Annotated in this window: 9 protein-coding genes and 1 pseudogene; 8 read left to right on the top strand and 2 right to left on the bottom strand. The window is 68.9% G+C overall.

Going from position 1 to position 23061, the window contains the following annotated elements; genetic code table 11:
• The first annotated feature begins 165 nt into the window (after positions 1 to 165).
• From ACFVH5_RS00540 to ACFVH5_RS00550, 3 genes are all read left to right on the top strand, one after another.
• Positions 166 to 1572, top strand: coding sequence for a serine/threonine protein kinase (locus ACFVH5_RS00540; protein ID WP_385830894.1), 1407 nt, complete (start codon positions 166 to 168; stop codon positions 1570 to 1572).
• Positions 1573 to 1714: 142 nt separating this feature from the next.
• Positions 1715 to 4831 (top strand): SNF2-related protein, encoded by a 3117-nt coding sequence (locus ACFVH5_RS00545; RefSeq protein WP_385830896.1) that lies wholly within the window; start codon positions 1715 to 1717, stop codon positions 4829 to 4831.
• Positions 4832 to 4895: 64 nt separating this feature from the next.
• Positions 4896 to 10484 carry an Eco57I restriction-modification methylase domain-containing protein gene (locus tag ACFVH5_RS00550; protein WP_385830898.1) on the top strand — a complete coding sequence of 1863 codons (5589 nt, stop codon included), beginning with the start codon at positions 4896 to 4898 and terminating at the stop codon, positions 10482 to 10484.
• Between the two features lie 74 nt (positions 10485 to 10558).
• Here the strand turns inward: ACFVH5_RS00550 and ACFVH5_RS00555 are convergent, their stop codons facing one another.
• Together ACFVH5_RS00555 and ACFVH5_RS00560 are read right to left on the bottom strand one after the other, a co-directional pair.
• Positions 10559 to 10774, bottom strand: coding sequence for a DUF397 domain-containing protein (locus tag ACFVH5_RS00555; protein WP_385830899.1), 216 nt, complete (start codon positions 10772 to 10774; stop codon positions 10559 to 10561).
• Complete coding sequence (locus ACFVH5_RS00560; RefSeq protein WP_385830900.1) at positions 10771 to 11628, bottom strand: Scr1 family TA system antitoxin-like transcriptional regulator; 858 nt, start codon at positions 11626 to 11628, stop codon at positions 10771 to 10773. The genes ACFVH5_RS00555 and ACFVH5_RS00560 overlap by 4 nt, the downstream gene beginning before the upstream one ends.
• Positions 11629 to 11837: 209 nt before the next feature.
• On the opposite strand from ACFVH5_RS00560, the gene ACFVH5_RS00565 reads away from it, so the two are divergent.
• The 5 genes and pseudogenes from ACFVH5_RS00565 (at position 11838) to ACFVH5_RS00585 (ending at position 22755) form a co-directional block, all read left to right on the top strand.
• Positions 11838 to 12368 carry an ATP-binding protein gene (locus ACFVH5_RS00565; RefSeq protein WP_385830902.1) on the top strand — a complete coding sequence of 177 codons (531 nt, stop codon included), beginning with the start codon at positions 11838 to 11840 and terminating at the stop codon, positions 12366 to 12368.
• Between the two features lie 4 nt (positions 12369 to 12372).
• A pseudogene (locus tag ACFVH5_RS00570) lies at positions 12373 to 12447 on the top strand (hypothetical protein); the annotation flags it as partial.
• A gap of 444 nt (positions 12448 to 12891) precedes the next feature.
• Positions 12892 to 13053, top strand: coding sequence for a hypothetical protein (locus tag ACFVH5_RS00575; protein ID WP_385831016.1), 162 nt, complete (start codon positions 12892 to 12894; stop codon positions 13051 to 13053).
• 172 nt (positions 13054 to 13225) lie between these two features.
• The gene (locus ACFVH5_RS00580) at positions 13226 to 20299 is read left to right on the top strand and encodes a DEAD/DEAH box helicase (RefSeq protein ID WP_385830903.1); all 7074 of its coding nucleotides are present in this window, start codon (positions 13226 to 13228) and stop codon (positions 20297 to 20299) included.
• A complete protein-coding gene (locus ACFVH5_RS00585) occupies positions 20296 to 22755 on the top strand; it encodes a UvrD-helicase domain-containing protein (RefSeq protein WP_385830904.1) in 2460 nt (819 codons plus the stop codon). The genes ACFVH5_RS00580 and ACFVH5_RS00585 overlap by 4 nt, the downstream gene beginning before the upstream one ends.
• Positions 22756 to 23061 lie beyond the last annotated feature (306 nt).

Below are 23061 nucleotides of genomic sequence, written 5' to 3' on the forward strand. Positions count from 1 at the left end.
CCTTATAGCGATCTCCGTTTCAACCGCCCCCGAAAACAAGCCACTTGAATATGCTGAAGAGCTGATTTCTTATGGGTCGGACGTGTCGCGCCGGGCCCCCGTAAACTGATCGACGGGATTGCGGCCGGGGGGCCGTAACCGAAGCGTGGGGGTACGAGAGCGCCGATGAAGCCGCTGGACGCCGATGCAGACCCGCCTGTGCTGGGGCCGTTCGAACTGATCGCCCGGCTGGGGGAGGGCGGCATGGGTGTCGCCTATCTGGCCCGCATGATGCCGCTGGTGGGTCACGTGGACGAACTGTCCGCGAGCTACCACCTGATCGAACCCGACGAGGGGGCGGACGCGACCGAATCTCGGTTCGCCGTGCTGAAGATGATTCAGCCCAGCCTGCTGGACCAGCCGCAGGCTCGCGAGCGGTTCAGCATGGAGATCGCCGCTGTGGGAGCCGTCGTCAGTGAACGGGTGCCGGCACTCATCGCGCGGGACTCCGAGGCACCAAAGCCGTGGTTCGCCATGGACTACGTGGCGGGGCCTGATCTGCACACGATGATAAAAGGATCCGGCACTTTCGCTTTGGGCCCGTACGCTGCGCTCGGGCTGGCTCTCGTCGACGCCCTGCGCGCGATCCACGGCACAGGCCTGCTGCATCGCGACCTCAAACCCAGCAACGTCGTCCTGGGTCCCGACGGGCCGGTGGTGCTGGACTTCGGGCTGGCGGTCCTGGTCGAGCGCCAGTCCAGCCAGGCGCTGACGAAGACGGGCGACCGGATGGGCACCCGCCCTTTCATGCCCTTCGAACAGCTCAGGGACACTAAGCACGTCAAGGAACCCGCCGATGTGTACGCGCTCGGGGCCACGCTGTTCTTCGCCCTGACGGGAAGGCCGCCGTATCCCTATATGCCACTCATGGTGCCTCCGACCTGGGATGGCGTCGATGCGGCCTTCCTGCCCCTGCTCGCGCAGATCTTGGTTCACACACCTGGGCAGCGGCCGGATCTTGACGCCGTGGACACCGGCCTGCGCACTCTGCTGGCCGATGCCGATCTGACACCCGAGCAGGCGGCGGAGCAGCTGAGGACACTGGTCGAGACTTCCGGACTGGCCCCAGAATTGCCTCCTGAAGCGCTCGCCGAACATGCCGACCCGTCCGTCCTTGAGCTGGCGCAGAAGGCAATCGACGGAGGTGCCGCACCGGACGCTCCGTGGGGTGGCGGCGCCGCGGAAGCCTCGGACGAGGACCTTGGATTCTTCGGGATCGTCGACACCGAGGAGATCGAGAGGGCCGAGGACGCGGCCGCCGAGAAAGCCGCGCCAAGTGGCTACACACCGACGGCGGTTGACGAGCCAGCGGCCCATCCCACGGCACCGACCCCGCCGGCCTCGCCTTCCGAGGTAGACGCTGACGCACCGGCAGAGCCCCAGTCGGCTCCTCACCGGACGAGCTACCGCCTTCAGCCCCCGCGGCATGCGGCGAACCAGCCCTCTCCTGGTACGCCGCCGGCCGCTCCCCGGGCCGCCTTGCGCGTCGCGGAACGCCTGCGTCGGGCCTACGCGCACAGCAGGACCCTCTAGCCCGGCGCTGCTTTCAGGGCGTTCCCGCCCTACCTCTCCGGAGCCCTAGTCTTCAGGGGACCACCGCCACTGACGGCACCGTCGGCCCGACCCGTTTCACCGCCGCAGGCACTCCTGTACGACCCGAAAGGACCCGCACACCATGTCCGACGCAGTGCCCGGCACCACCGAGGCCCGCCCCGCCCCCCGGGCCACGGCGGTGTCCGAGGGGGCCCCGCCCGCCGGCACGATGATCGAGGTGCGCGACGAGGAGTGGATGGTCCGTAACAGCAAGGAGGTGCGGCCCGGCGAGATCCTGATCGAGGCGGTGGGCGCCTCCGACCTGGTGCGCGGCCACGAGGCCCGCTTCCTCGTGCCCACGATGGACCGGCCGCGCGTGCTGCGCCCCGAGGACACGGACCTCATCGGCGACCGCTCGCCGCACTTCCGGCGCAGCCGCCTCTTCCTGGAGGCCGTGCTGCGCAAGACCCCGCTACCGCAGACCGAACGCCGGCTGGCACTCGCCGACGGGTTCCTCCTCGATCGCATGGACTACCAGCTGCGGCCCGCGCAGAAGGCGCTGGCCAATCCGCTGCGGCCGCGGCTGCTGATCGGTGACGTCGTGGGCTTGGGCAAGACCCTGGAGATCGGGGTGCTGCTCAGTGAGCTGATCCGGCGGGGGCGGGGCGAGCGCATCCTCGTTGTCACGCCGGCTCCGGTCCTCGAACAGTTCCAGCACGAACTGTGGACACGGTTCTCCCTGCCGCTGGTGCGGCTCGACAGCGCGGGTATCGCCCGCATCGAGCGCAAGATCCCGGCGGGACGCAACCCGTTCACATACTTCAAGCGCGTGATCATCTCCATGGACACCCTGAAGAACCAGAAGCGCTACCGCCCGTGGCTGGAGCCCATCCACTGGGACGCGGTCGTCATCGACGAATCGCACAACCTGATCAACCAGGGCAGCCAGCGTCGCGAACTCGCCGATCTGCTGGCGGAGCGCACGGATGCCCTCGTCCTCGCGAGCGCGACCCCGCACAACGGCAACATGCCCGCCTTCACCGGCCTGATCCGCCTGCTCGACCCCATGGCGGTCAAGGATCCCCATGCCCCGAAGGCCGATGAGCTGGAACACCTGATGCTGCGCCGCACCAAGGTCAGTACCGAGGTCGCCAAGCAGTTGGAGGTGGAGGGTCACTGGGCTCCGCGCGGCGAATCCAAGCCCTTGCGCTGCGAGGCGAACGAACTGGAGGAAGAGGTCTTCCAGGAGCTCGCGGAGCACTGGCTGAAGCAGCCCGACCAGGACGCCGGTACGGAGGACCGCCTGTTCCCGTACGTCCTGCTCAAGTCGTTCCTCTCCTCGCACCGCGCCCTGTTCGCCACCGTCCGCCAGAGGCTGACCAGGACGGGACACCACCTCCCCGACGGACACAAGATCATCGACGCTCCTCCCAGCGACGTCGACGTACGCACGCCCGAGGCCGCGTCCCTCCTGCGTCTCATGGAACTCGCCCGTGCCATCGACCGTGCGGCCGGTGAGAAGGACGGGCTGAAGGCCACCTCCAAGCTCGCGGGCCTGGTCGCGGAACTGCGCCGCATCGGCGTGGGGGCGGGCAATCTGCCCAGGGCGGTCGTCTTCTCCGAGCGCAAGGAGACTCTGGACTGGCTCGGCGAGGTACTTCCGCCACTCCTGGACTGGAAGAAGAAGGACGACGCCAGGGCCGCCGTCAAGGTGTTGCACAGCACCGGTGTCTCGGACCGGGTGCAGATGGAGTATGTCGACGAGTTCGCCCGCGCCGGCGGCGATGTACGGCTGTTGCTCACCGGCGACGGAGCGTCCGAGGGCGTCAACCTGCACCGTCAGTGCCACCACCTGATCCACTGGGACCTGCCCTGGAGCCTGATCAGGGTCGAGCAACGCAACGGCCGTATCGACCGCTACGGGCAAACCGAGCCGCCCGAGTTCCGCGCGATGATCCTCGAATCGGCCGTCGAGGGCGCGCTCGACGACACCGACATCGCGGAGAAGGTCCTTGCTCGCGAGGAGAGGGTGCACGCCATCCTCGGCGCCGTCGAGGCGGCGACGAAGGAGAACGAGGGTGCCCTCGAAGAGAAGCGTGTCATGGAGGCGCTCCTCAAGGGGGAGGCGCCGCAGCAGGCGGTGGAGGACCTGGAAGCCGTTCCGCTCGGCGACGACGGCGTCGCCCCGGCGGACCTGCCGCTCGCGCAGCAGCTGAACGCCGAGTTCGGCGCCGACGGCGATCCGTTCGAGGACGCTGCCTTCAGCTTCGACGTGGACTACGAGAGTGAAGCCGGCTTCGACTTCGACGACGATGCCCCGGACACCGCCGAGCCGGCGGACGAGGCACCGCCGTCGGAGCCCGCCGTCGCGAAGAACGACCTGCCTCCGCTCCACTTCGTCGACGAGCTGCGCCTGTTCACGGACCGCCGTGACTACGTCCTGGCCGGCCTCGACGAACTGGCGGACCTGGAGTCCTTCCGGCTGGACACCACCGTGAACGGCACCGACCTGAGCTTCGACACCCCGCAGGACCTGGCCGACCGGCTCGACGTGCTTCCGACCGGATACCTGCGTGACCAGGGGATCACCAAGCGGATGAAGCTCACCTTCAGCAAGAAGGACGCGGCCGAGTCCCTGAAGCGGGCCCGTGAGGACGCGGACTCGTCGTCGCTGTGGCCGGACGCCCACTACGTCGGCGAACTACACCCCGTCATGGAGTGGATCACCGACAAGGTCCTCGTGCAGCTCGGCCGACAGCAGGCCCTGGTGATCCAGGTGGACCGCACGCAGGTCTCCGATCCGGTGTTCCTCACCCAGGGCGTGTGGTCCAACAAGGACGGCAGGCCGACGGTCATCGCCTGGCTGGCCGTCGACCGGCTGGGGCGCTCCGGAGAGGAACCCCGGGTGAGGCCGCTGACCCGCACCCTTCTCAGCGAACTCGGGCTGAGCCCGGACATGCCGGACCACTTCGCCGAGGGCGACCCGACCGCGCTCAAACAGCACGTGCCCGCGGCCGTGGCGGCCACCCGCCAGGAGATGGACCGGCGGCGTGCCGACGCGGAAGAGCTCGTCGACCGCCCGCTGACGGAGTACGAGCAGCGGGTCGGCCTCTGGCGCGAGCAGCCGCTTCCCGGCTTCAGCGGCGGTCGCACCGCCCGCGAACGCGCCGCCGAGAACCTCGAAGAGGCGGCGTCCCGGCTCCGCACGACGGGCGACCCGATGGTGCGGGTCCTGGCCGTCCTGGAGCCCAGCGCATGACCGTCTCTCCGTCCATGACTTCCAGGCCTTCCACGACCGACGCGATCCGGCAGGAGCAGCAAGCGTGAAGTTCGACGCTCTGACCAACGAGGGCGAATACTTCCCGCCCTTCTACTTGGACGAGATCCTGCCCAAGCAGCTCAAGACGGGCCGCCTGAAGGATTGGACGGCCGAGGAGCGCCAGGGCCGCCCGACGCCGCGGCAGGGACTGCGGAACCTCACGAGTTCCTACCTCGACGTACGGCTCAGGGTGGGTGGTGAGGCGGAGAAGTACAACGTCCTGCCCGACGCCGAAGGGATCGCGGCGCAGCAGGCGGCGACCGAGGCGCTGAAGGCCCATCCGGGCACGGACGGGCCGCCCGCGTTTCAGCCCGCGACCGCCCCACGCGCGTACGACGACAGCCCGGAGGGCACCTGGCGTGCGGGCATTGCCGCCTGGCACGTACAGGTCCTGGATGCCCTCGGTTTCACCCCGAGCCCCGGACACCTCACTATGCAGGGTGCTGCCGGTCCCATCGCGGTGCCGGTGGCCCACAGCGAGCCGGGCATCGTCGTCCTCTCTGGCGGTTTCGCCGACGACCTCGCCGCCACGCGCGGCGAGGGCTCCGCCAACCGCCTCGCCGTCCCGGTCCGCATCGCCTCCGGCAAGTCCCTCACCACAGTCGCGGACCTGGCGGCCTGGCTGCTCTCCGCCGACGACGCGCCCCGCTACGCGCTCCTGCTGTTCGGCGGAGTACTCGTCCTCGCCGACCGGGAGAACTACGCACGCGGCCGTCACCTCGCGGTCAGCCTGGAGGTGGCACTGCCCCGCAAGGGCATGAAGGGCGCGACGGCGGGCGAACTCGACGTGATCGCCGCCCTGTTCGGGGCGCAGTCGTTGCGTCCGGCCGAGGACGGCGGGGACGACGACATCGCCCGCCTGGTCGCGGAGTCCCGCGACCACTCGGTCGGCGTGACCGCCGATCTGCGCGAGGGCCTCAAGAAGTCGGTCCAGCTCGTCGCCAACGAGGTCTTGAAGCTGGCCGGTAAGCGGAAGGTCAGGCCCGCCGACCTCCCCGAGTGGCTGCCGGGCCCCCTCGCGGAGCGCGATGCCCTGCCGCGCCTCCTCACCAAGGAGTCGCTCCGCTACCTCTACCGCATTCTTTTCCTGCTGTACGCCGAGGCCCGCCCCGAGCTGGACATCCTCCCGATGAAGAGCCCGGAGTACGCATCCGGCTACAGCGTGGCCCGCCTGCGCGAGCTGGTGGTCCAGGAGAAGCTGTCCAGCGCGTCGCGCGACCGCCACCATTTCCACGACTCCCTGGCCCTGCTGTTCGACAAGGTCTTCACCGGCCACCCGGCCGCCGACACGGTCACCTCGCGCGAGGCGCTTCCGGCCGCCGTGGACAGAGAGACGGCCGAACTCTCCGAGGAGGACGGCTACGAGGGCGTACGCATCGAGGCCCTGCGCTCCCGTCTCTTCGACCCCGAGTCGATAAAGCTCGTGGACCAGGTGATCACTCACCCCGACGACATCGCCCCCGACGGCACGGTCCCCGACACGGCCCGCCGCCTCGACCTGCGCCTGCGCAACAAGGTGCTGCACCAGGTGCTGCGCAACCTGACCGTCGTCGAGGGCCGGGGCCGTGGCGGGCGCGGCGGCTTCATCTCGTACGCCAACCTCAGCATCAACCACTTGGGTGCGGTGTACGAGGGCCTGATGTCCTACACCGGGTTCATCGCTGACGTGCCGTTGTACGAGGTCGCCAAGGGCGGTGATCCCAGCGGCGGTTCGTGGCTGATCCGGGGAAGCCAGATGTCCTCGGGGCGGTACCCGGACGGTCCGGACGACAGCGTGTTCGTGAAGACGGAGGTGAACCCGCAGACCAATGAGCGGGTGCCGCTGCCGCACAAGGTCGACTCGTACGTCTACCGGCTCGCCGGCCGCGACCGCCAGACCAGTGCCTCGTACTACACGCCGGAGTCCCTCACCCAGGCCACCGTCGAGCAGACCCTGCGCTTCCGCCTCGACGAGAAGGGCGAGGTCGATCCCAAGGAGCCGGAGAAGGCCTGGATCAACGCGGCCGACGTCCTGAAATGGCGTGTCTGCGAACCGGCGTTGGGTTCCGGCGCGTTCCTCAACGAGGCCGTCAACCAGCTCGCCGAGCTGTACCTGAAGCTCGCGCAGCGGGAACGCGGCGTCGACATCGACCCCGAGGACTATCAGCGCGAGCTGCAGAAGGCGAAGGCGTACATCGCCCTGCACAACGCGTACGGCGTCGACCTGAACGAGACGGCGGTCGAACTCGCCGAGATCTCGTTGTGGCTGAACACCATGCACCGGGGCATGAAGGCCCCCTGGTACGGCCTCCACCTCCACCGGGGCAACTCCCTGATCGGTGCGGCGCGCAAGGTGTACCCCGGCAACAGCCTCAGCAAGGGCGGCTGGCTGACGTCGAAGGACCAGCAGCGGCCCCGGCACGTGCAGTTGGGCGAGCGGCTGAAGACCCGCGAGGTGCACCAGTTCCTGCTGCCCGCGATGGGATGGGGGTCCATCGGGGAGAAGGTGTCCCTGCGCACGCTGAAGAAGGGGACACCAGAGGAGACGGTCAAGGCCGTGGTCGACGGCGATGTCGTCGACTGGCTGGAGCCGGAACTGGTCGAGGCGATGCGCAAGTGGCGTTCGGCGATGCGCCGCAATCCGAAGGGGGACCCCCGGCGGAAACCGCCGAAGCCGAAGGCGGCGCCCACGCAGGAGAAGCAGGCGGAGAAGGACGCGGAGCGTGGGCAGGGTGCCTTCGATCTCGGTCTGGAGATCTGGGAGCAGCCGTCGCTGGGTGTGTTGTCGGTGGACGGCCTCGGCGGGGGCGATGGCGGTGGGTCCGCACGGGTCAAGGCTGCCGCTGCTTCACCGGCCAGGGCCGTGCAGGACGACGACGAGGAGCCCGGGGTCCGTACTCAGACGGGACGCCTGATCGGGCTCGCCCGGCGCGTCGAGTACCTGTGGGACCTGGTTGTCATGCGGCTGACGCTCTCCGAGCAGGAGATCTCGCGGTACGTGGATGTGTGGGGGGCGCCGGGCCCGGCGGGTGGGCGGCGTTCTCCGATGGACCGGGATGCGGTGTTGAAGGCGTTGCGGCGGAAGGGCACGCCGTACTGGCGGATCAAGCAGGTCATGGACGCTTGGTGCGCGCTGTGGTTCTGGCCGCTGGAGGAGATCGGGCTGCTGGACGGTTCGGACGACTTTCACTACCGGCCGCACGGGGAGGACGTGACCGGGCTGGCGAAGGGTGACGCGAAGCGGCGGGTCGCGCTCAAGTCCCTGGATGACTGGATCGAGTTCGCGGAGTCCGTTGTCGGACGGGTCGACGTCGACACCGAGGGGGAGGGGCGGCAGGCTTCGTTGCTGTCCTTCGAGGGCGTGGGGAGCCTGCGCGAGCTCGATGAGAAGGAGAAGGAGCTCGACTGGAAGATGACCGAGGCCACGGCCTGGTCGCGGCCGGCGGACCTCGGGGGCACGTTCCCCTGGTACGAGACGGTGCAGCGGATCGCCGAGGAACGGGGCTTCTTCCACTGGGAGTTGAACTTCGCGCATGTCTTCGCGGAGGGTGGGTTCGACTTGATGGTGGGGAATCCGCCGTGGGTCCGGCAGGAGTGGTTCGAGAATTCCGTTTTGGCCGAGATTGAACCGTGGTTTGTGTTGGGCGGAAAGGAGGCAGAAGATCATCGGGAACAGAATGTTGCAAAAATCCTGAATGTACCCGAAAATCGGTCATTCTACCTAGGTGAGCTGGAGACTGTTGCGGGTGTCTCTGATTTCCTTTCATCGGCTGACACTTATCCAGAGCTGGTGGGTACGCGTCCAGACATGTATCGCGCGTTCATGTCGTTGGCTTGGCGGGCTTCAGGTGAGCGGGGAGTCGCAGGCCTTATCCATCCGTCGACGCACCTGACGGGTGGGCGAGAGGGGAATTTGAGGCTGGCGGCATATAGGCATTTGCGTTTTCACGCAGACTTTACTAACGAGCTTCTGATCTTTGCAAATCCCGTAGGCAACAGTAGTCATTTTAGCGTCAACGTGTACGGTCGCGACAAAGAGATTAGCTTTCAGCATATGAGCTGGTTGCTGCATCCTAGCGTTCTTATTAAATCGGTGCGGCATGATGGAAAAGGTCCGATGCCGGGCGTAAAGAACGACGGCAAGTGGGACCTGCGGGCGCATGGTGGGCGCATCGTCAGTGTAAACAGCGCCCGCCTTGCGCAGTGGCGCAAACTCGCGGGTGAGGAAAATTCGCCACCTGTTGAACAAACCAAATTGCTCTTCCCGGTAACGCAGGCTGAGGAGGGGGCCCTTGCTGCACTTGCGAACTGGACGCATCGACTCGCTGCGCTCGACCCCCGTGTCACCATCGGATACTACGAGACGACAGACCGTAAAGCTGGCCATTTCGCCTGGAAGCCCGGGCAAGTTGACGGCTGGCGGGATGTGATTCTTCAAGGCCCGCTAATCAATGTTGCGACGCCATATCATAAGCAACCGCCTGAGGGTGGTTCAAAGAGTATGCGTGACTACGAGGCGTGGGATCACCGCAACCTTCCTGAAGATGCGGTGCCGCGTACGAACTACCGTCACGTTGGACCCGGATCAGGATTCACTGCGACACAAGACCGCTGGGTGGACCACGGTCGGATTGCGCAGCTTAGGGGCGACTCGATGGCGGTCGCAGCCGCAGAGGCGGACGTTAAGGCGACCGATTCCGCGCTGGAGGGGAGCAGTCTTAACGAGGCTGTTGAGGAGCTAATGCGAGTGGCGAGCATGCGGCCCTATGCGGAGTTTTACCGAGTGGCGTGGCGTAGGCAGATTGCCTCTAATACCGAGCGCAGTCTTTTCGCGGCACTTATTCCGAACGGCCCAACGCACATCGACCTGGTAAATTCCATGTCGCTTGCTGATCCTGTGAATACTACACTGACTGCCGGTTTCATGGCGGCATTGCCGTTGGACTACTACTTGCGCGCTACTGGGCGCAACGACCTTCGCGTCGGCGAGGCGAGGACGCTTCCTGCTCCCACGTCGGGCCATCCCCTTGGTCCTGCCCTCCTGTTGCGCACCCTCCGCCTCAATTCCCAAACCAATGCCTACGCGCCTCTCTGGGAAGAGCTGTACGACCCCGCCTGGCAACAAGACAGTTGGGCCGCCACCAATATCTGGCCCAACTCCCTGCCTCCGCTCGCCGAGGGTGTAGCCCGTACCTGGACGCGCGACACCCCCCTCCGCGCAGAGTTCTCCCGCCGCGCGGCCCTCGTAGAGATCGACGCCCTCGTTGCCGTCTGGCTTGGCATCAGCGCTGCCCAACTCGTCGCGATGTACGACGCCAGGTTCCCCGTGCTCCAGCAGTACGAGGAGAGCATGTGGTTCGACGGCACCGGTCGCCGTATCGCCAAGGCGCATCAGCAGCACGGTTACGGCCAGCCCAAGGACGCCTGGAAGCAGCTCAGTTCGCACGAGGAGTTTCCGAACGAGGCCACGCTTCCGACCGGCTACGCTGAACCCCTCTACCGAGCCAGTCGCAGGGATGAAATGCGAGCCGCTCACGCCGAGTTCACCCGTCGTCTGCGTGAGGCCGGCTGGGAGCCCGGTGACACCCAGCCTCCGGAGGCCACCGGCACCTGATCCGGCGTACCACGCACAAGAGCCCTGCCGCCCGCCCGACAAGGACCGGCAGGGCTCTTGTATACGTAAGACCGTCAGGCGGTGTGCTCCACGAGAGCCGCCCCGACGAACCCCGCCCACGCTTCACGCGACACGTGTACGACCGGTCCGGCCACGGCCTTCGAGTCCCTGACGTGTACAGCTTCCGTACCAGCCGCGATCTCCACGCACTGACCACCCTCGGTTCCGCTGTAGCTGCTCTTGAACCAGGTGAGGTCCGACACGACGGCCGAGGACTCAGCGTTGTTCATAGCGATTCCAACAACCCTTCGATGAAAGCCAACGACTCTCGCGGAGTGAGAGCCTGTGACCGGATAATCCCATAGCGCGCAGCAGCGAGAACCGTCTGTTCCGGATCGGTCTCAAGGGCGCTGGTGGCGTGTGCCTCTGAGTACACGAACTTCCTGCTGTCCTTGCGCGTGACGACCGTGAACGGGCCGTTCACTCCGGCGTTGTCCTCGCAGTCGAGCGGCATGACCTGGATCTCGACGTTTCGGTTCTGGCCGATCATGAGGAGGCGCTGCAACTGTCCCCGCAGCACATCGTTGCCACCGTAGCGGTGCCGCAACACAGCCTCGTCCATCACGAAACCGAGTAGTGGCGAGGGGCGTCGGTCGAAGATGTCCTGCCGAGCCAGCCGCGCGGTCACCCGCTGATCGATTGTCCCCTGGTCCAGGGTCGGACGCCGCATGGCAAGCAGTGCCCTCATGTACTCCTCGGTCTGGAGCAGACCGTTGACGACGTGCGTGTCGTACATGAGCAGCTCGATGCACTCCTTCTCCAGCGCTGCCATCCCCTGGAAGAAGACCGGGTACTGAGCCCGCTCCACCTGCTCCTTCCACACGGTCAGCAGCCCGCCCGCTTCCAGTGCTTCATCTGCTTGGTCGATGGTTCTGGGCGACGGAATCCTGCGTCCCTGCTCGAACGAGGCGATGCTGGCGGCCGAGTACCCCAACCGCTTTCCGAACTCCTCGCGTTCCATCCCTGCCCGCACCCGCAGCGTCTTCATGCTCTGTCCGAACGCGGCCACTACACTGTGGCCGGACTTGTCGGCAGCCCGTGGCGCGGTGCCGTCGTCGTTGTCCCAGCCCTCCCCGAAGGTCACCGCCGCCCCCTCGGCCCCCGCAACGACCCCCGCCCCCGCGCCCACATCCCCACGCTGATCCACCACTACCGCCTCCCCTGGCCCAACGCTCTCCTGGGAGCGTCGTCACGCCGCGCGTCTCGTACCCGTAGAGGCACCGCACGTACAACCAGATCGCGTCGGTGCGTCACCACTGGTCACGCTACGCGACTACCAGGACCGTTATCGCCATGACGAGCAAGCCCGGCAGCCCCAGCCGCATCGCCCAACCCGCGCGCCCCATCGATCACTTGATCGCCCCGCACCCCCTGTTCGACCACACCTTCGAGATGTGCTTCACCTCCACACCCCGGGGTGCGCGCCTCGCCCGGAGACTGGTCGCGCACCGGCTGGACACGTGGGGGATCCCGTACGACACCGGCCCGCACGACACCATCGTGCTGATCGCCGCCGAGCTGACCGCCAACGCCGTCCGGCACGGGCACGTCTCCGGCCGGGACTTCCACCTACGCCTGCGCGCGACCACCCACGCGCGGACCGCCCGCGTCGAGGTCACCGACGCCCGCGCCGAACGCGTACCACCCCGGCCGGGAGCCCTGCTCGCCCCGGATGTCGAGTACACCGGCGGCCGAGGGCTCCTCCTCGTCGCCGAACTCGCGACCCGCTGGGACTGGCACCTGCGGCCTGACGGTCCGGGCAAGACGGTGTGGGCGGAGTGCGACATCCCGGGGCGTGACCCTTCGCCCGAGAGGTCGCAGTAGGGCCGTGTATTACGTAGAGATCACCGCGTCGGAGTTCGACCGGAACGCTTCGAAGATCTTGGACGCCGCCGAACGCGGCGAGCGCATCACTGTGACCAGGAACGGGCGGCCGGTCGCCGTACTGTCGCCGGTGACGGACGACACCGTGCTGCTCCACCCCGTCGATCCCATGGGCGAAGACGCATATGCGCCCGTCCTCCACAGTGGCTCGGCCGTCGATGGGTCGACCGGACGCGGCTTCCGCTTCACGGGGTTCGGCGCGGCTCGTCGCCGATTCGTAAGGAGCGTCCGCGTCCCCCGACGCGGACGCTCCCGAACCCGCGGTGCGCCAAAAGGCCGCGGTTGCCGCGTCCGACTTCACCGCGCGCCCCCGAGGCGCCTGCCGCGTTCGGCCACTGCCGAGCACGCGCATCGCGCCCGCGCCGCCGAAGCAGCGGCGCTCGCGCACGTCCGCGACCAGGCGGCCGTCCGGCGGTACGCGGTCCCGGAGGTGGAGCCACACCTATCCACCGCCCTCGTTACCATGCGCCGGTACCCGCAAATCGGGCTGACGGACACGATGAACGTGGTGATGGCCGTCGAGTACCGTACGGACGCGATCCTGACCCTGGACCGGCGCCACTTCAGGATGGTCAGGCCTCTGACGGGGCACACGGCGTTCCGTCGCTGGCCGGACGACCTGTGAGTGAGGGGCGCGTCAGCGGGTCCGGCTGATCCCGCCGAACGCCGGAGCGCTGTCAGACCTCCACCGTAAAGTAGGGCGTGATCGATTCCGATCGTCGTGGTTCGCATTTCGGATTCCAGGACGGTTGGTCGGATCGCATGCCGGAACACGGGAGACGGGGGCAGGGCGCGTCATGAGACCCACACTCGCCGCGCAGACGCTGCGCGACACCACGGTCGAGTATCTGACGACGACGTTCGCGCTGGCCGAGCCCGACACCCAGGACGCGCTGGAGGACTTCCTCACCGACCCGGCCGACGGGCTGTTCCGTGGCCCGTACCTGCGCATCCGGCGCCCCTTCCGGCCTGCGGTGGACGGGTGGCAGCGGCACTTGGACTGGCAGCAGAAGGACTTCCAGCCCTACGCGCACCAGGCGGAGGCGTTCGCCCGGCTGACCAGCAAGGACGGGCACCGGCCCGAGCCGACCCTGGTGACCACCGGTACCGGCTCCGGGAAGACGGAGTCGTTCCTGATCCCCGTGCTCGACCACTGCCGCCGGGAGCGGCAGGCCGGGAAGGCCGGGATCAAGGCCGTACTGCTGTATCCCATGAACGCGCTGGCGGGCGACCAGGCCGGCCGGCTCGGCAACCTGCTCGACGAGGACCTCCGGCTCTCCGACGTCACGGCGGGGCTGTACATCGGGGAGGCGTCCGCGGCGCGCGGCTCGCAGCCGCCGTACGGGCGGGTGATGGTGGACCGCGCCGAGATCAGGCGCAACCCGCCGGACATCCTGATCACCAACTACAAGATGCTCGACCTGCTGCTCCAGCGGCAGCAGGACGCTCCCCTGTGGCGGGACGCCGACGTCGCGTACGTCGTGATCGACGAGTTCCACACCTACGACGGGGCGCAGGGCACCGACGTGGCGATGCTGTTGCGGCGGCTCGCTGCCGTCGTCGGAGCCGCGGAGCAGGGCCGGCCGCTCGGGTCGATCTGTCCCGTGGCGACGTCCGCGACCCTCGGGTCAGGGAGCGCGGCGGGCGGGGCGCGGGCCATGCTGGACGTGGCCTCGCAGGTGTTCGGCGTACGGTTCCCGGACGACGCCGTCGTGGGGGAGGACCGGCGGGACATCGAGGAGTTCCTCGCGCCGGTCGATCTCTCGTTGCCGCTGCCGTCCCCGGCGGAGCTGGCCGGCCTACCGGACCCGGTGCCTACCCTCGGTGGAATGGACGCGGTGGCGCGGGCCACCGTGGCGTGCGACACGGCCGACCCGCGCGAGCTGGGCCGGCGGCTGCTGGCCCACCCGCTCACACACGCCCTGCTGCGCACGAAGGACGCGCCACTGACGGCCGTCGAGGTGCTGGAGGAGTTCGACGCCACGTCGGCGTGGCGGGCCGCGGCCGTACAGGACCCCGAGACCGCTGCCGCCGCCCTCGCGCGCTTCGTGGCACTGATCTCCGTGGCCCGCGACCCCGAGGCGCCCGTCGGCAAGGAGCGGCCGCTGCTGCTGGTGGAGACACACCTGTGGCTGCGGGCGCTGTCCAGGGTGCTGCGGTTCGTCGCGCCCGAGCCGGTGTTCTCCTGGTCGGACGACGACCAGGCGGCCCTCGCGGCACAGGACCGCGCCGACGCCGAGCGGCGGGTGGTGGCGGTCGCCGCGCAGGTGGAACGCCGACGGAGGGTGCGGTCCTCGGGACGGCTGCCCGCCGCCTACTGCCGGCACTGCGGCCGGTCGGGATGGTCCGCGATATGCCCTGACCGCAATCCGCAGGACCTGGTGCACGAGCCGGACGAGATCTACCGCGCCAGCGTGACCGGCGGCGCCGCCAAGGGCCGCGTGCGGGCCATGGTCCAGGCCACCCCGGCGGAGGCCGCCGAGCAGGCCCGCGCGACGCTCGCCCGCCGCGTCCAGCGCGGTCGCCGGGGCGCCGCGCACGACGCGACTCTCATGGTTTTGGAGGACAACGGCAAGGCATTGCGCAGACTGGATCCGGACGAGGTCTTCCTCGACGGAGGCGGCATCGCCGCCGCTCCGGACAACGGTGTTTTCGTGTGGGTCTGGTACGAGAACCAGGAAGCGGGCGACTACGCCAAGCAGGACCGCTGCCCGGCCTGCGGGCAGGCCCAGGGCATCCGCTTCCTCGGTGCCGGTGTCGCTCCGCTCGCCTCCGTCGTGGTGACCCAGCTCTTCACGGGTGGCGAACTCCCCGACCGTGACGAACAGAAGCGGGACCGCCGCAGGACACTGATCTTCAACGACTCGGTGCAGGACGCCGCCCACCGCGCGGGCTTCGTGGCCAGCCGTGCCTGGAAGTTCTCACTGCGCTCGCTCATCCACGAGCAACTGGCCGAACGTGTCCGCACGGATGCGGGCTTCGCGGCCGACGGCGTCCCCCTCAACGAGCTGATCGCCGCCCTGGTGAGCCGGGCCGCCGTACCGGAGGAGAAACTCCTCGCCTCCGTGGTGCCGCCCGACCTGCACGACGTGGACCCGGTCAAGCGCCTGCTCGCGGGCAAGAGGCGCATCCCGGAGTCGACATGGGACCTGGTCGGCGAGCGCCTCGCCTTCAACACGCTGCTGGAGTTCGGTCTGTACTCCCGCCTCGGCCGCACTCTCGAACTGACCCGTACGGTCGCGGCCGAGGTGCATCTGCCCAACGCCGAGCGGGCGGCCCAGACGGCAGCGGCCCTGTTCCGTGTCCACGAGGAGCGGCTCCTGCCCGTCGCCGCGGTGGCAGCCGACGAGCAGGCCGCAGGCCCCGAGGCGGATGGCGTCGGTACCGGTGCGCCGAAATACGCGCTGCCCGCCGAGGGCAGCCCCGAGCGCCTGCGCTACTTCGAGGGGTACATTCGCGGACTCCTCGAACACATCCGGCAGATCGGCGGCATCCACCACACCTGGCTGGACGGCTTCATCGACCAGGAGGGCCGCAGCCGCCATCCGGTCTCCACGGGCCGCCCGCCGGGCATGCCCGCGTTCGGCCGCCGCTCAGAGGCACCCGCGTTCGTCCTGGTCGGCGCCCGCAGCGGAAGTACCGACTTCGAGCGGGTGGACACCCGGGACAGCTGGTACGTCGACTTCACGCAACGCTGCCTCGGCCTGGACCGGGATCTCGCGGGAGCCTACCTGGCCGAACTGTTCGAGCAGCTGGCGGACGACCAGATCGGCGCGCTGGCGCGGCGGCGGACCAATCCGGCCGACCGGCAGCGGGAGCACGGCGTGTACGGGCTCACTCCGGGCCACGTACGCGTGCGGCCATTGGACGACGAGCAGACCGCCCTCGCCGTGCTCACCTGCCCCGCGTGCGGCTGGACGCAGACCGTGCCGCCGGAGCGCGCCTCCGTGTGGCAGGGCATGCGCTGCCCGCTGAAGCGCTGCGAGGGCGCTCTGACCCGGCCGTCGGCCGAGGCGGGCGGCCGGGCCGCCCGCGACTACCGCTCCGACTACTACCGCCGCCTGTACCGGGAGGCCAAGCCGTACAGCGTGGTCGCCGCCGAACACACCGGAGTGCTCAAGCGTAAAGAGCGCGAGGAGGTGGAGAAAGGCTTCCGGCGCGGCGTCAAGCACACCGACCCGAACGTGCTGTCCTGCACCCCGACTCTCGAACTCGGCATCGACATCGGACAGTTGGAAGCGGTCATCCTAGCCTCCCTGCCGCCGTCCACGGCCGGTTACGTGCAGCGGGTCGGTCGCGCCGGACGTTCCACCGGCAACGCCTTCATGGTGTCGCTGGCCGACACCAGCCCCCGTGCGCTGTACCACCTCGCCGAACCGCGACACCTGATCGCGGGTCCGATCCTGCCGCCCGGCTGCTTCCTGAGCGCCGGTGAGCTGCTGTGCCGCCAGTACACCGCGTTCCTCGTCGACCGGGCGGCCCGGGGCGCCCTGGAAGGTGTCCTCCCGCTGCCGGACCGGGTCACGCAACTCGTCGGCCGTACCGGGTGGCTGAAGCAGTTCCGCAAGGCCACGGCCGACCGGGTGGACCTCGCGAACGAATTCCTGCGTCTCTTCCCCGAGATCGACGGGGTCCCCGGCTCGGGCGCCTCGGCCGACGCCCGCAAAGCGCTGCGCCGGTTCGCGAGCAGCGGACTGGCCAAGGCGCTGGACGACGCGGAGCGGGCGTGGGAAGCCGAACGCGCCGAACTCGCCGAGCGCCGCGTCATGATCAACGAAGCGGCGGACGCGCTCCAGGAAGCCGTGGAGGACGAGGCGAAGGAGAAGCGGTCCCTGGTCCGCGAGGCGGCCGGCGTCGCCAAACGGCTCCAGCAGATGGCCCAGTCCGACGCCCAGGGCTTCCTCGTCGAGCACGGGCTGCTGCCCAACTACAGCCTCGTCGAGGACGGCGTACGGCTGGAGGCGATGCTCAGCTACAAGGAACCCGCGCGCAAGGCACGTACGGCGGACGGGGGAGGCGAGAAGGCCGACGCGCCCAGAGCGAAGTGGAGCACCGACCCCCGCGTCTACGACCGGCCGGCTGAGGCAGCCCTCACCGAACTGGCCCCGGGCAACGCCTATTACGTACGCGGCTACAAGCACGAGGTCGACGGCTTCGACCTCGGACCCAGCAGGAAGGACACGCCCGGCGGCGTCCCTGTGGGGCTGCAGAGCTGGCGGGTCTGCAAGGAGTGCGGACACGTCCGCACCGGCGCGCATGCCGAGCAGGACACCTCGCCCTGCCCGCGCTGCGGCGGCCCCGGCATCGGCGGGCGCAACGCCCTGTTCCAGGTGGTCGTCCCCCGCAAGGTGACCGCCCACGACAAGCGGGACGACGCCCGGATCGTCGACGACCACGACAACCGCATCCGGACCACGTACAACACCGTGACCGCCGTCGACGTCGACCCGAAGGACATCAAGGAGACCTGGCGGCACCAGAAGACCACCTTCGGTGTGGACCACGTCCGCGAGGCGGTCATCCGTCGCTTCAACCTCGGCAAGTCCAGGCACGGCCGCCGCAGCGACACCTACTTCGCCGGTACGGAGGTGGCGACCCCCACCGGATTCACCGTCTGCCCGCGGTGCGGAGGCGCCACCGACCGGGAACCCGGCCACGGTCCCACCCAGGACTCGCTCAGCCAGTCCCTGCTCGGCCGGGCTGAGCTGGCACACCACCGGCCATGGTGCTCCACCCGGCGCCGCGACAAGCAGGCCCGACCCGAAGACGTGCAGGTGATCACCGCCACCGAGCACCGCACGGAGGCACTGCGCATCCTGCTGCCCGCCGCCACCCTGAACGTGCCCGAGCGCCTCGCCTCCTTCTCCGCGGCCCTGCACCTCGGCCTCGCCCTGCGCTACGGGGGCGACCCGGCGCACATCCGCTCCGCGCCCGCCACCGAACCCGACCGGGAGACCGACCTCACCCGCAACTACCTGGTGCTGTACGACGCCCTGCCCGGCGGGACCGGTTATCTGCAGCGCCTGGTGGACCGCGACGGTGAGGAGTTCCGCGCGGTGCTCGCCGACGCCCAGCGCGTGCTCCGGGCATGCCCCTGCGCCGACGGCCCGCGCCGAGCCTGCCACCTCTGCCTGCTCGGCTACGCCCCGGAACGGGACTATAAGGACCTCGACCGACAAGAAGCCCTGTGGATGCTGGATGACCTGCTCGGCGCCGACGGGCGGAGCCGGTGGGACGTCCGCAAGGAGTCCGCCGACGCCGAACTGCGGTTCGTCGACCAGGCGGAGAGCGACCTGGAGCGCCGCTTCATCGAATGCCTCGACCGCTGGATCAAGGACCCCGGGAACGAGGCCTCGGCGGGCCACGACCAGACACCGACCGGCAGGCACGGCAAACAGCTCACCCTCACCCGGCCGGACGGCGGCCCGGTCCGCTGGGAGGTCGTCGCCCAGAAGGACCTGCACGGCTACCGCACCCGCCCCGACCTGCTTTTCCGCCCCGTCGCCGGAGAAACCGCGACCGACGGGGCACCTCCGCTGCCGATCGCCGTGTATCTCGACGGCTACCGCTGGCACGCCTCCTCCCGCACCAACCGGATCGCGGCCGACTCGGCCAAGCGGGCCCTGCTGCGCGCCGACGGAATGTTGGTCTGGCAGATCACCTGGGACGACGTCATGGTTTGGGAGAAGGAGCTGAAGGCCGAGCCGGCGGACGTGGACGGGGCGCGCGATCCGCTCGCCCCCGTCCTCGCGGGTCCCGAGGCCGATGCGGCCTGGCCGCCGTACGACGTGACATCCGACAGCGGAGCGGGCGCCATGGTGCGCAAGCAGTGGGCAGCCTCAAAGCGCGATCCCTCGGAAGTGGACGCCCTCCTGTACGGCGGAGCGATTCCCTCCCTGCTGGCGTTCCTCCGCGACCCACGGCTGAACAAGTGGCAGCAGCTCGCCCAACTCGCCGTCAGCGCACCCGCGTTCCTGCGCAAGAAGGACCTCGTGGACGCCGACCCGGCCACCGCGGCCGGATGGATCGAGGCCGCCGTCCGTGACGAGCCCGGCCCGGCCGTCGCAGGACAGGGACTCAAGCTGCTGCCCTTCCGGGACTGTTCGGGGCTGCCGCTCACCCTGGCCGGAGCGCGGCGTGCCGACGGCAAGGGACTGCGCTGGAGCGCTCTCGTCGTACTCGACGACCGGCCCGAAGCCGTCGAGGGTGACAGGCCCGAGCACCGGCGCCGTTGGAAGGCATGGCTGAGCTGGGGCAACATCATCCAGTTCCTCGATCCCACCGGCGCGGGCCAGGCGGACGGGCTCGCTCTCGCCCGTACCACCCTCGACACCTTCGACGCCTCTCTGCTCGCTGCCACCGCCGGTCCGGGCACCGGCCTGTTGCCCGCGCTGCGTGGCGAGGCACCGGGCACGGGGCTCCACCTGGCGTACGACATCGACGAAGCCGAGGACGGCTCGCCTGTCGGAGCCGGAGCCACGGAGGGCGAAGAGCGACCGGCAGCCGAACGCGAAGGTCAACCGGCTGCCGAGGCGCCCGCGGACATGACGCCTGTGGAACGAACAGCCTGGGAGCTGGTCCTCGGAGAGCTCTCCAAGTGGGGCGACCCACAGGTCGCGGCCCTGGCGCAACGCCTGGCGGCTCATGCGGATGTCCCGGCAGGCAAGACGAGTTGGGACGTCGACGGTGTGTCACGCACGGTCGAACTCGCCTGGCCCGCCCATAAGATCGGTATCGTCCTGTCGGAGGACGCCGAGGACACCCAGTACATGGCGCAGTGCGCGTCAGCGGGCTGGCACGTACGCGCGCCGGGTGACTGGGACGTGGAGGAACTCGCCCGCATGCTGGGTGAGAAGGGGGTCGCGCGATGAGCAACGGGGTGGGCCGTCCGGTGGGCGGGGCCAGGACGCGGGTGCAGGTGGGGTTGCAGGCCCACGAGGACATTCGACGCCGTGGCGGTTCCGTGGGTGACACGGTCGGCACCTTCGTCCACCGGCTGCGCGCCGACCGGACCAACCGGGCACTGCGCCGAACCTTCCTGCGGGCCGCCGGCGACAACGGAGACCTCTACCTCGCGCACGCCGACACCCACTGCATGGTCCTGCTCCTGTCCACCGACGACGGGGACGAGATGCGCGTCCTCGCGGTGCGCGACGGATCCCTGGCCCGCGATGAACTCGCCCGGCTGACGGTCGAGATCAACACGGTGTCGGGTGCGATCGAGGTGGTCGACCAGAGTGAGGTCAGCGCCGAGGTCGTCGCTCTGCCCGATCGGTCCGAGGCCGCTCAGGGGGAGGACGCCCCGGAGGAGGTCACCGCGGAGAAAGCCACAGCGGACCAGACTGCCACAGCTGCCGCACCCGCCGACCCGGCTCCGGCTGTCGCTACCGGCGCACCGGGCGCCGCCACCAGCAGTCTTCGCACCCCGCTCTTCGCCCGCCACGACGATGAGGTCCTCGTCGAACTCGGCGTGGTCCCCTCACTCCTCCCGGCCCTCCGGAAGGTCTGTACGGACGAACAGTTCAGGGGGCTGCTCAGCCACAACCTCCCGGAACTCACCCGTGACGTCCTCCTCGCTCTGTACGACCAGACGGATCCAGGCGATGTCCGGCAGCACATCACCGACAAGTGGCGTCCCGAGGAGGACGTCAACCCTCGCGACTGGTCTCGGGCAGCCAGGCGTGCCGTCTCCCAGTCGGAGACCGATGACGACGCCGTGCTCGGCGCTCTCGGTAAGAGCTTCGATGCCTGGCGGCTGTTCCTGCATCCGGAGCAAAAACGTCTGGCCGTCGGCGACTTCAAGGGTTCAGCCAAAGTGACGGGCGGTCCCGGGACCGGTAAGACGGTGGTGGCCCTCCACCGAGTGCGCCACCTTGTGGACCGCCTGCCGGCCGGTTACTCCCGTCCTGTTCTGCTCACCACCTACAACGCCAACCTCGCGCTGGATCTTCGGGACCGGCTGCGCTTGCTGGGCGGTGACGAGCTACTGCGCCGCGTCGACGTCAAGTCCGTCGACGCTCTGGCTCGCGAGATCGTCCAGGAGTCCCGAGTGGAACTGGGCCAGCCGATGAACGACGAAGCGGCCATGAACCTGTGGCACGCCGTTCGCGCCGAGACGGACATCACCGAGTACGACGCCGACTTCCTGGACGCCGAGTTCAAACACGTGGTGCTTGCCGGCCGGTGCGGTTCGTGGGACTCCTACCGACGCGTGGGCCGCTCGGGCCGCCCCCGTATCAGCACGGCCCAGCGTCACGACGTCTGGCAGCTGGTGCAGGCCTACCGGGCCCACCTGAACGCCCCGCCACGGCGGACGACGTACGCACTGATCGCAGACCAGGCCGCCGAAATCGAACAGCGGCGCATGGCGCGGGTCGAGGAGCAGGCCCGGTACAAGGAAGAGCAGGGCGGTCGCGACCTGGTCCACCGGGAGGCCGGCAGCGGCATGTGGCTCACGCCCCGCTACCACCACGTCGTAGTCGATGAGGCACAGGACCTGTCGGCCTCGCACTGGCGGATGCTGCGCGCCATGGTCCGCAAGGGCCCGAACGACATCTTCCTCGTCGGGGACGCCCACCAGCGGATCTACGCCAACCGCGTTGTCCTCAGTCATCAGGGCATCGAGATCCGTGGCCGGGCATCGAAGCGTCTCACCCTCAACTACCGCACCACCCGCCAGATCCTGAGCAGCGCCAACGGCCTGCTCAGCGGTGCCACCTTCGACGATCTCGACACCGGAACGGACACTCTCGACGGCTACCGCTCCGTCCTCACGGGATTGGCACCCCAGTTCTGGCGTGCTCCCGACCGGTTGACCGAGATGCGCGCCGTGGCCACCCTCATCAAGGAGCGCCACGACGCCCACGGCACGCCGTACTCCGCGATGGCCGTGAGTGTCCCCGACGGGAGCTCCGCCCAGGAGTTCGCCAACGTCCTGGCGCTGGAACCCTTCTCCATTCCGGTGGTCGAACTACGCAGGGACGGAGTCCCCGCCGACCGGGACGCCGTACGCATCGGCACCATGTACCGGTTCAAGGGCCTCGAATTTCAGCGTGTCTTCCTGACCTCCGTCGGGGAGGGGCAGGTACCTCATCAGCGGATCGAGCAGTACCGGTTCAAGAACCCGGACCGCTACCGGCAAGAAGAACAGCGGGCTCGCTCACTTGTGTTCGTCGCCGCCACGCGCGCCCGGGACGAGCTCATCGTCACCTGGAGCGGCAAGGCCAGCCGTTTCCTTCCGCGGGACGCCGACGAGACCGCCCACCGCGCCGTCGCCCTGTTGCAGCAGGACGGACCGCCGTCCGGTTCGTCGAGATCCGCCGCTTGAGCCGGTGATCCTGGCTCCGGTCGGCGCCGGGATACGTCGTACGTGCGTCGCCGCCAGCCGTTGCCGGGCGCTCCGGGGCGGCGCGCAGGGGAGCACAGCAGACGCCTCCGACACTCCCGCACACCCCCATTTCGGGTGATACGGCTGAACAAGCACTGGCCGAGACCGAGGACTTCCCGCTACTCATGAAGACGTGGGGCAGAGGACAGGGGGATCCGATGCTGCTCGTCATGGCTCTACTGGTGCTCGGTGGCACCGCTCTGGTGTCGCGCTGCGGAGGGCCGACCACCTTTCATCGGCCCTGTC

The sequence above is a fragment of the Streptomyces sp. NPDC127119 genome, assembly GCF_042677425.1.
In the GTDB taxonomy this organism is placed as follows: domain Bacteria; phylum Actinomycetota; class Actinomycetes; order Streptomycetales; family Streptomycetaceae; genus Streptomyces.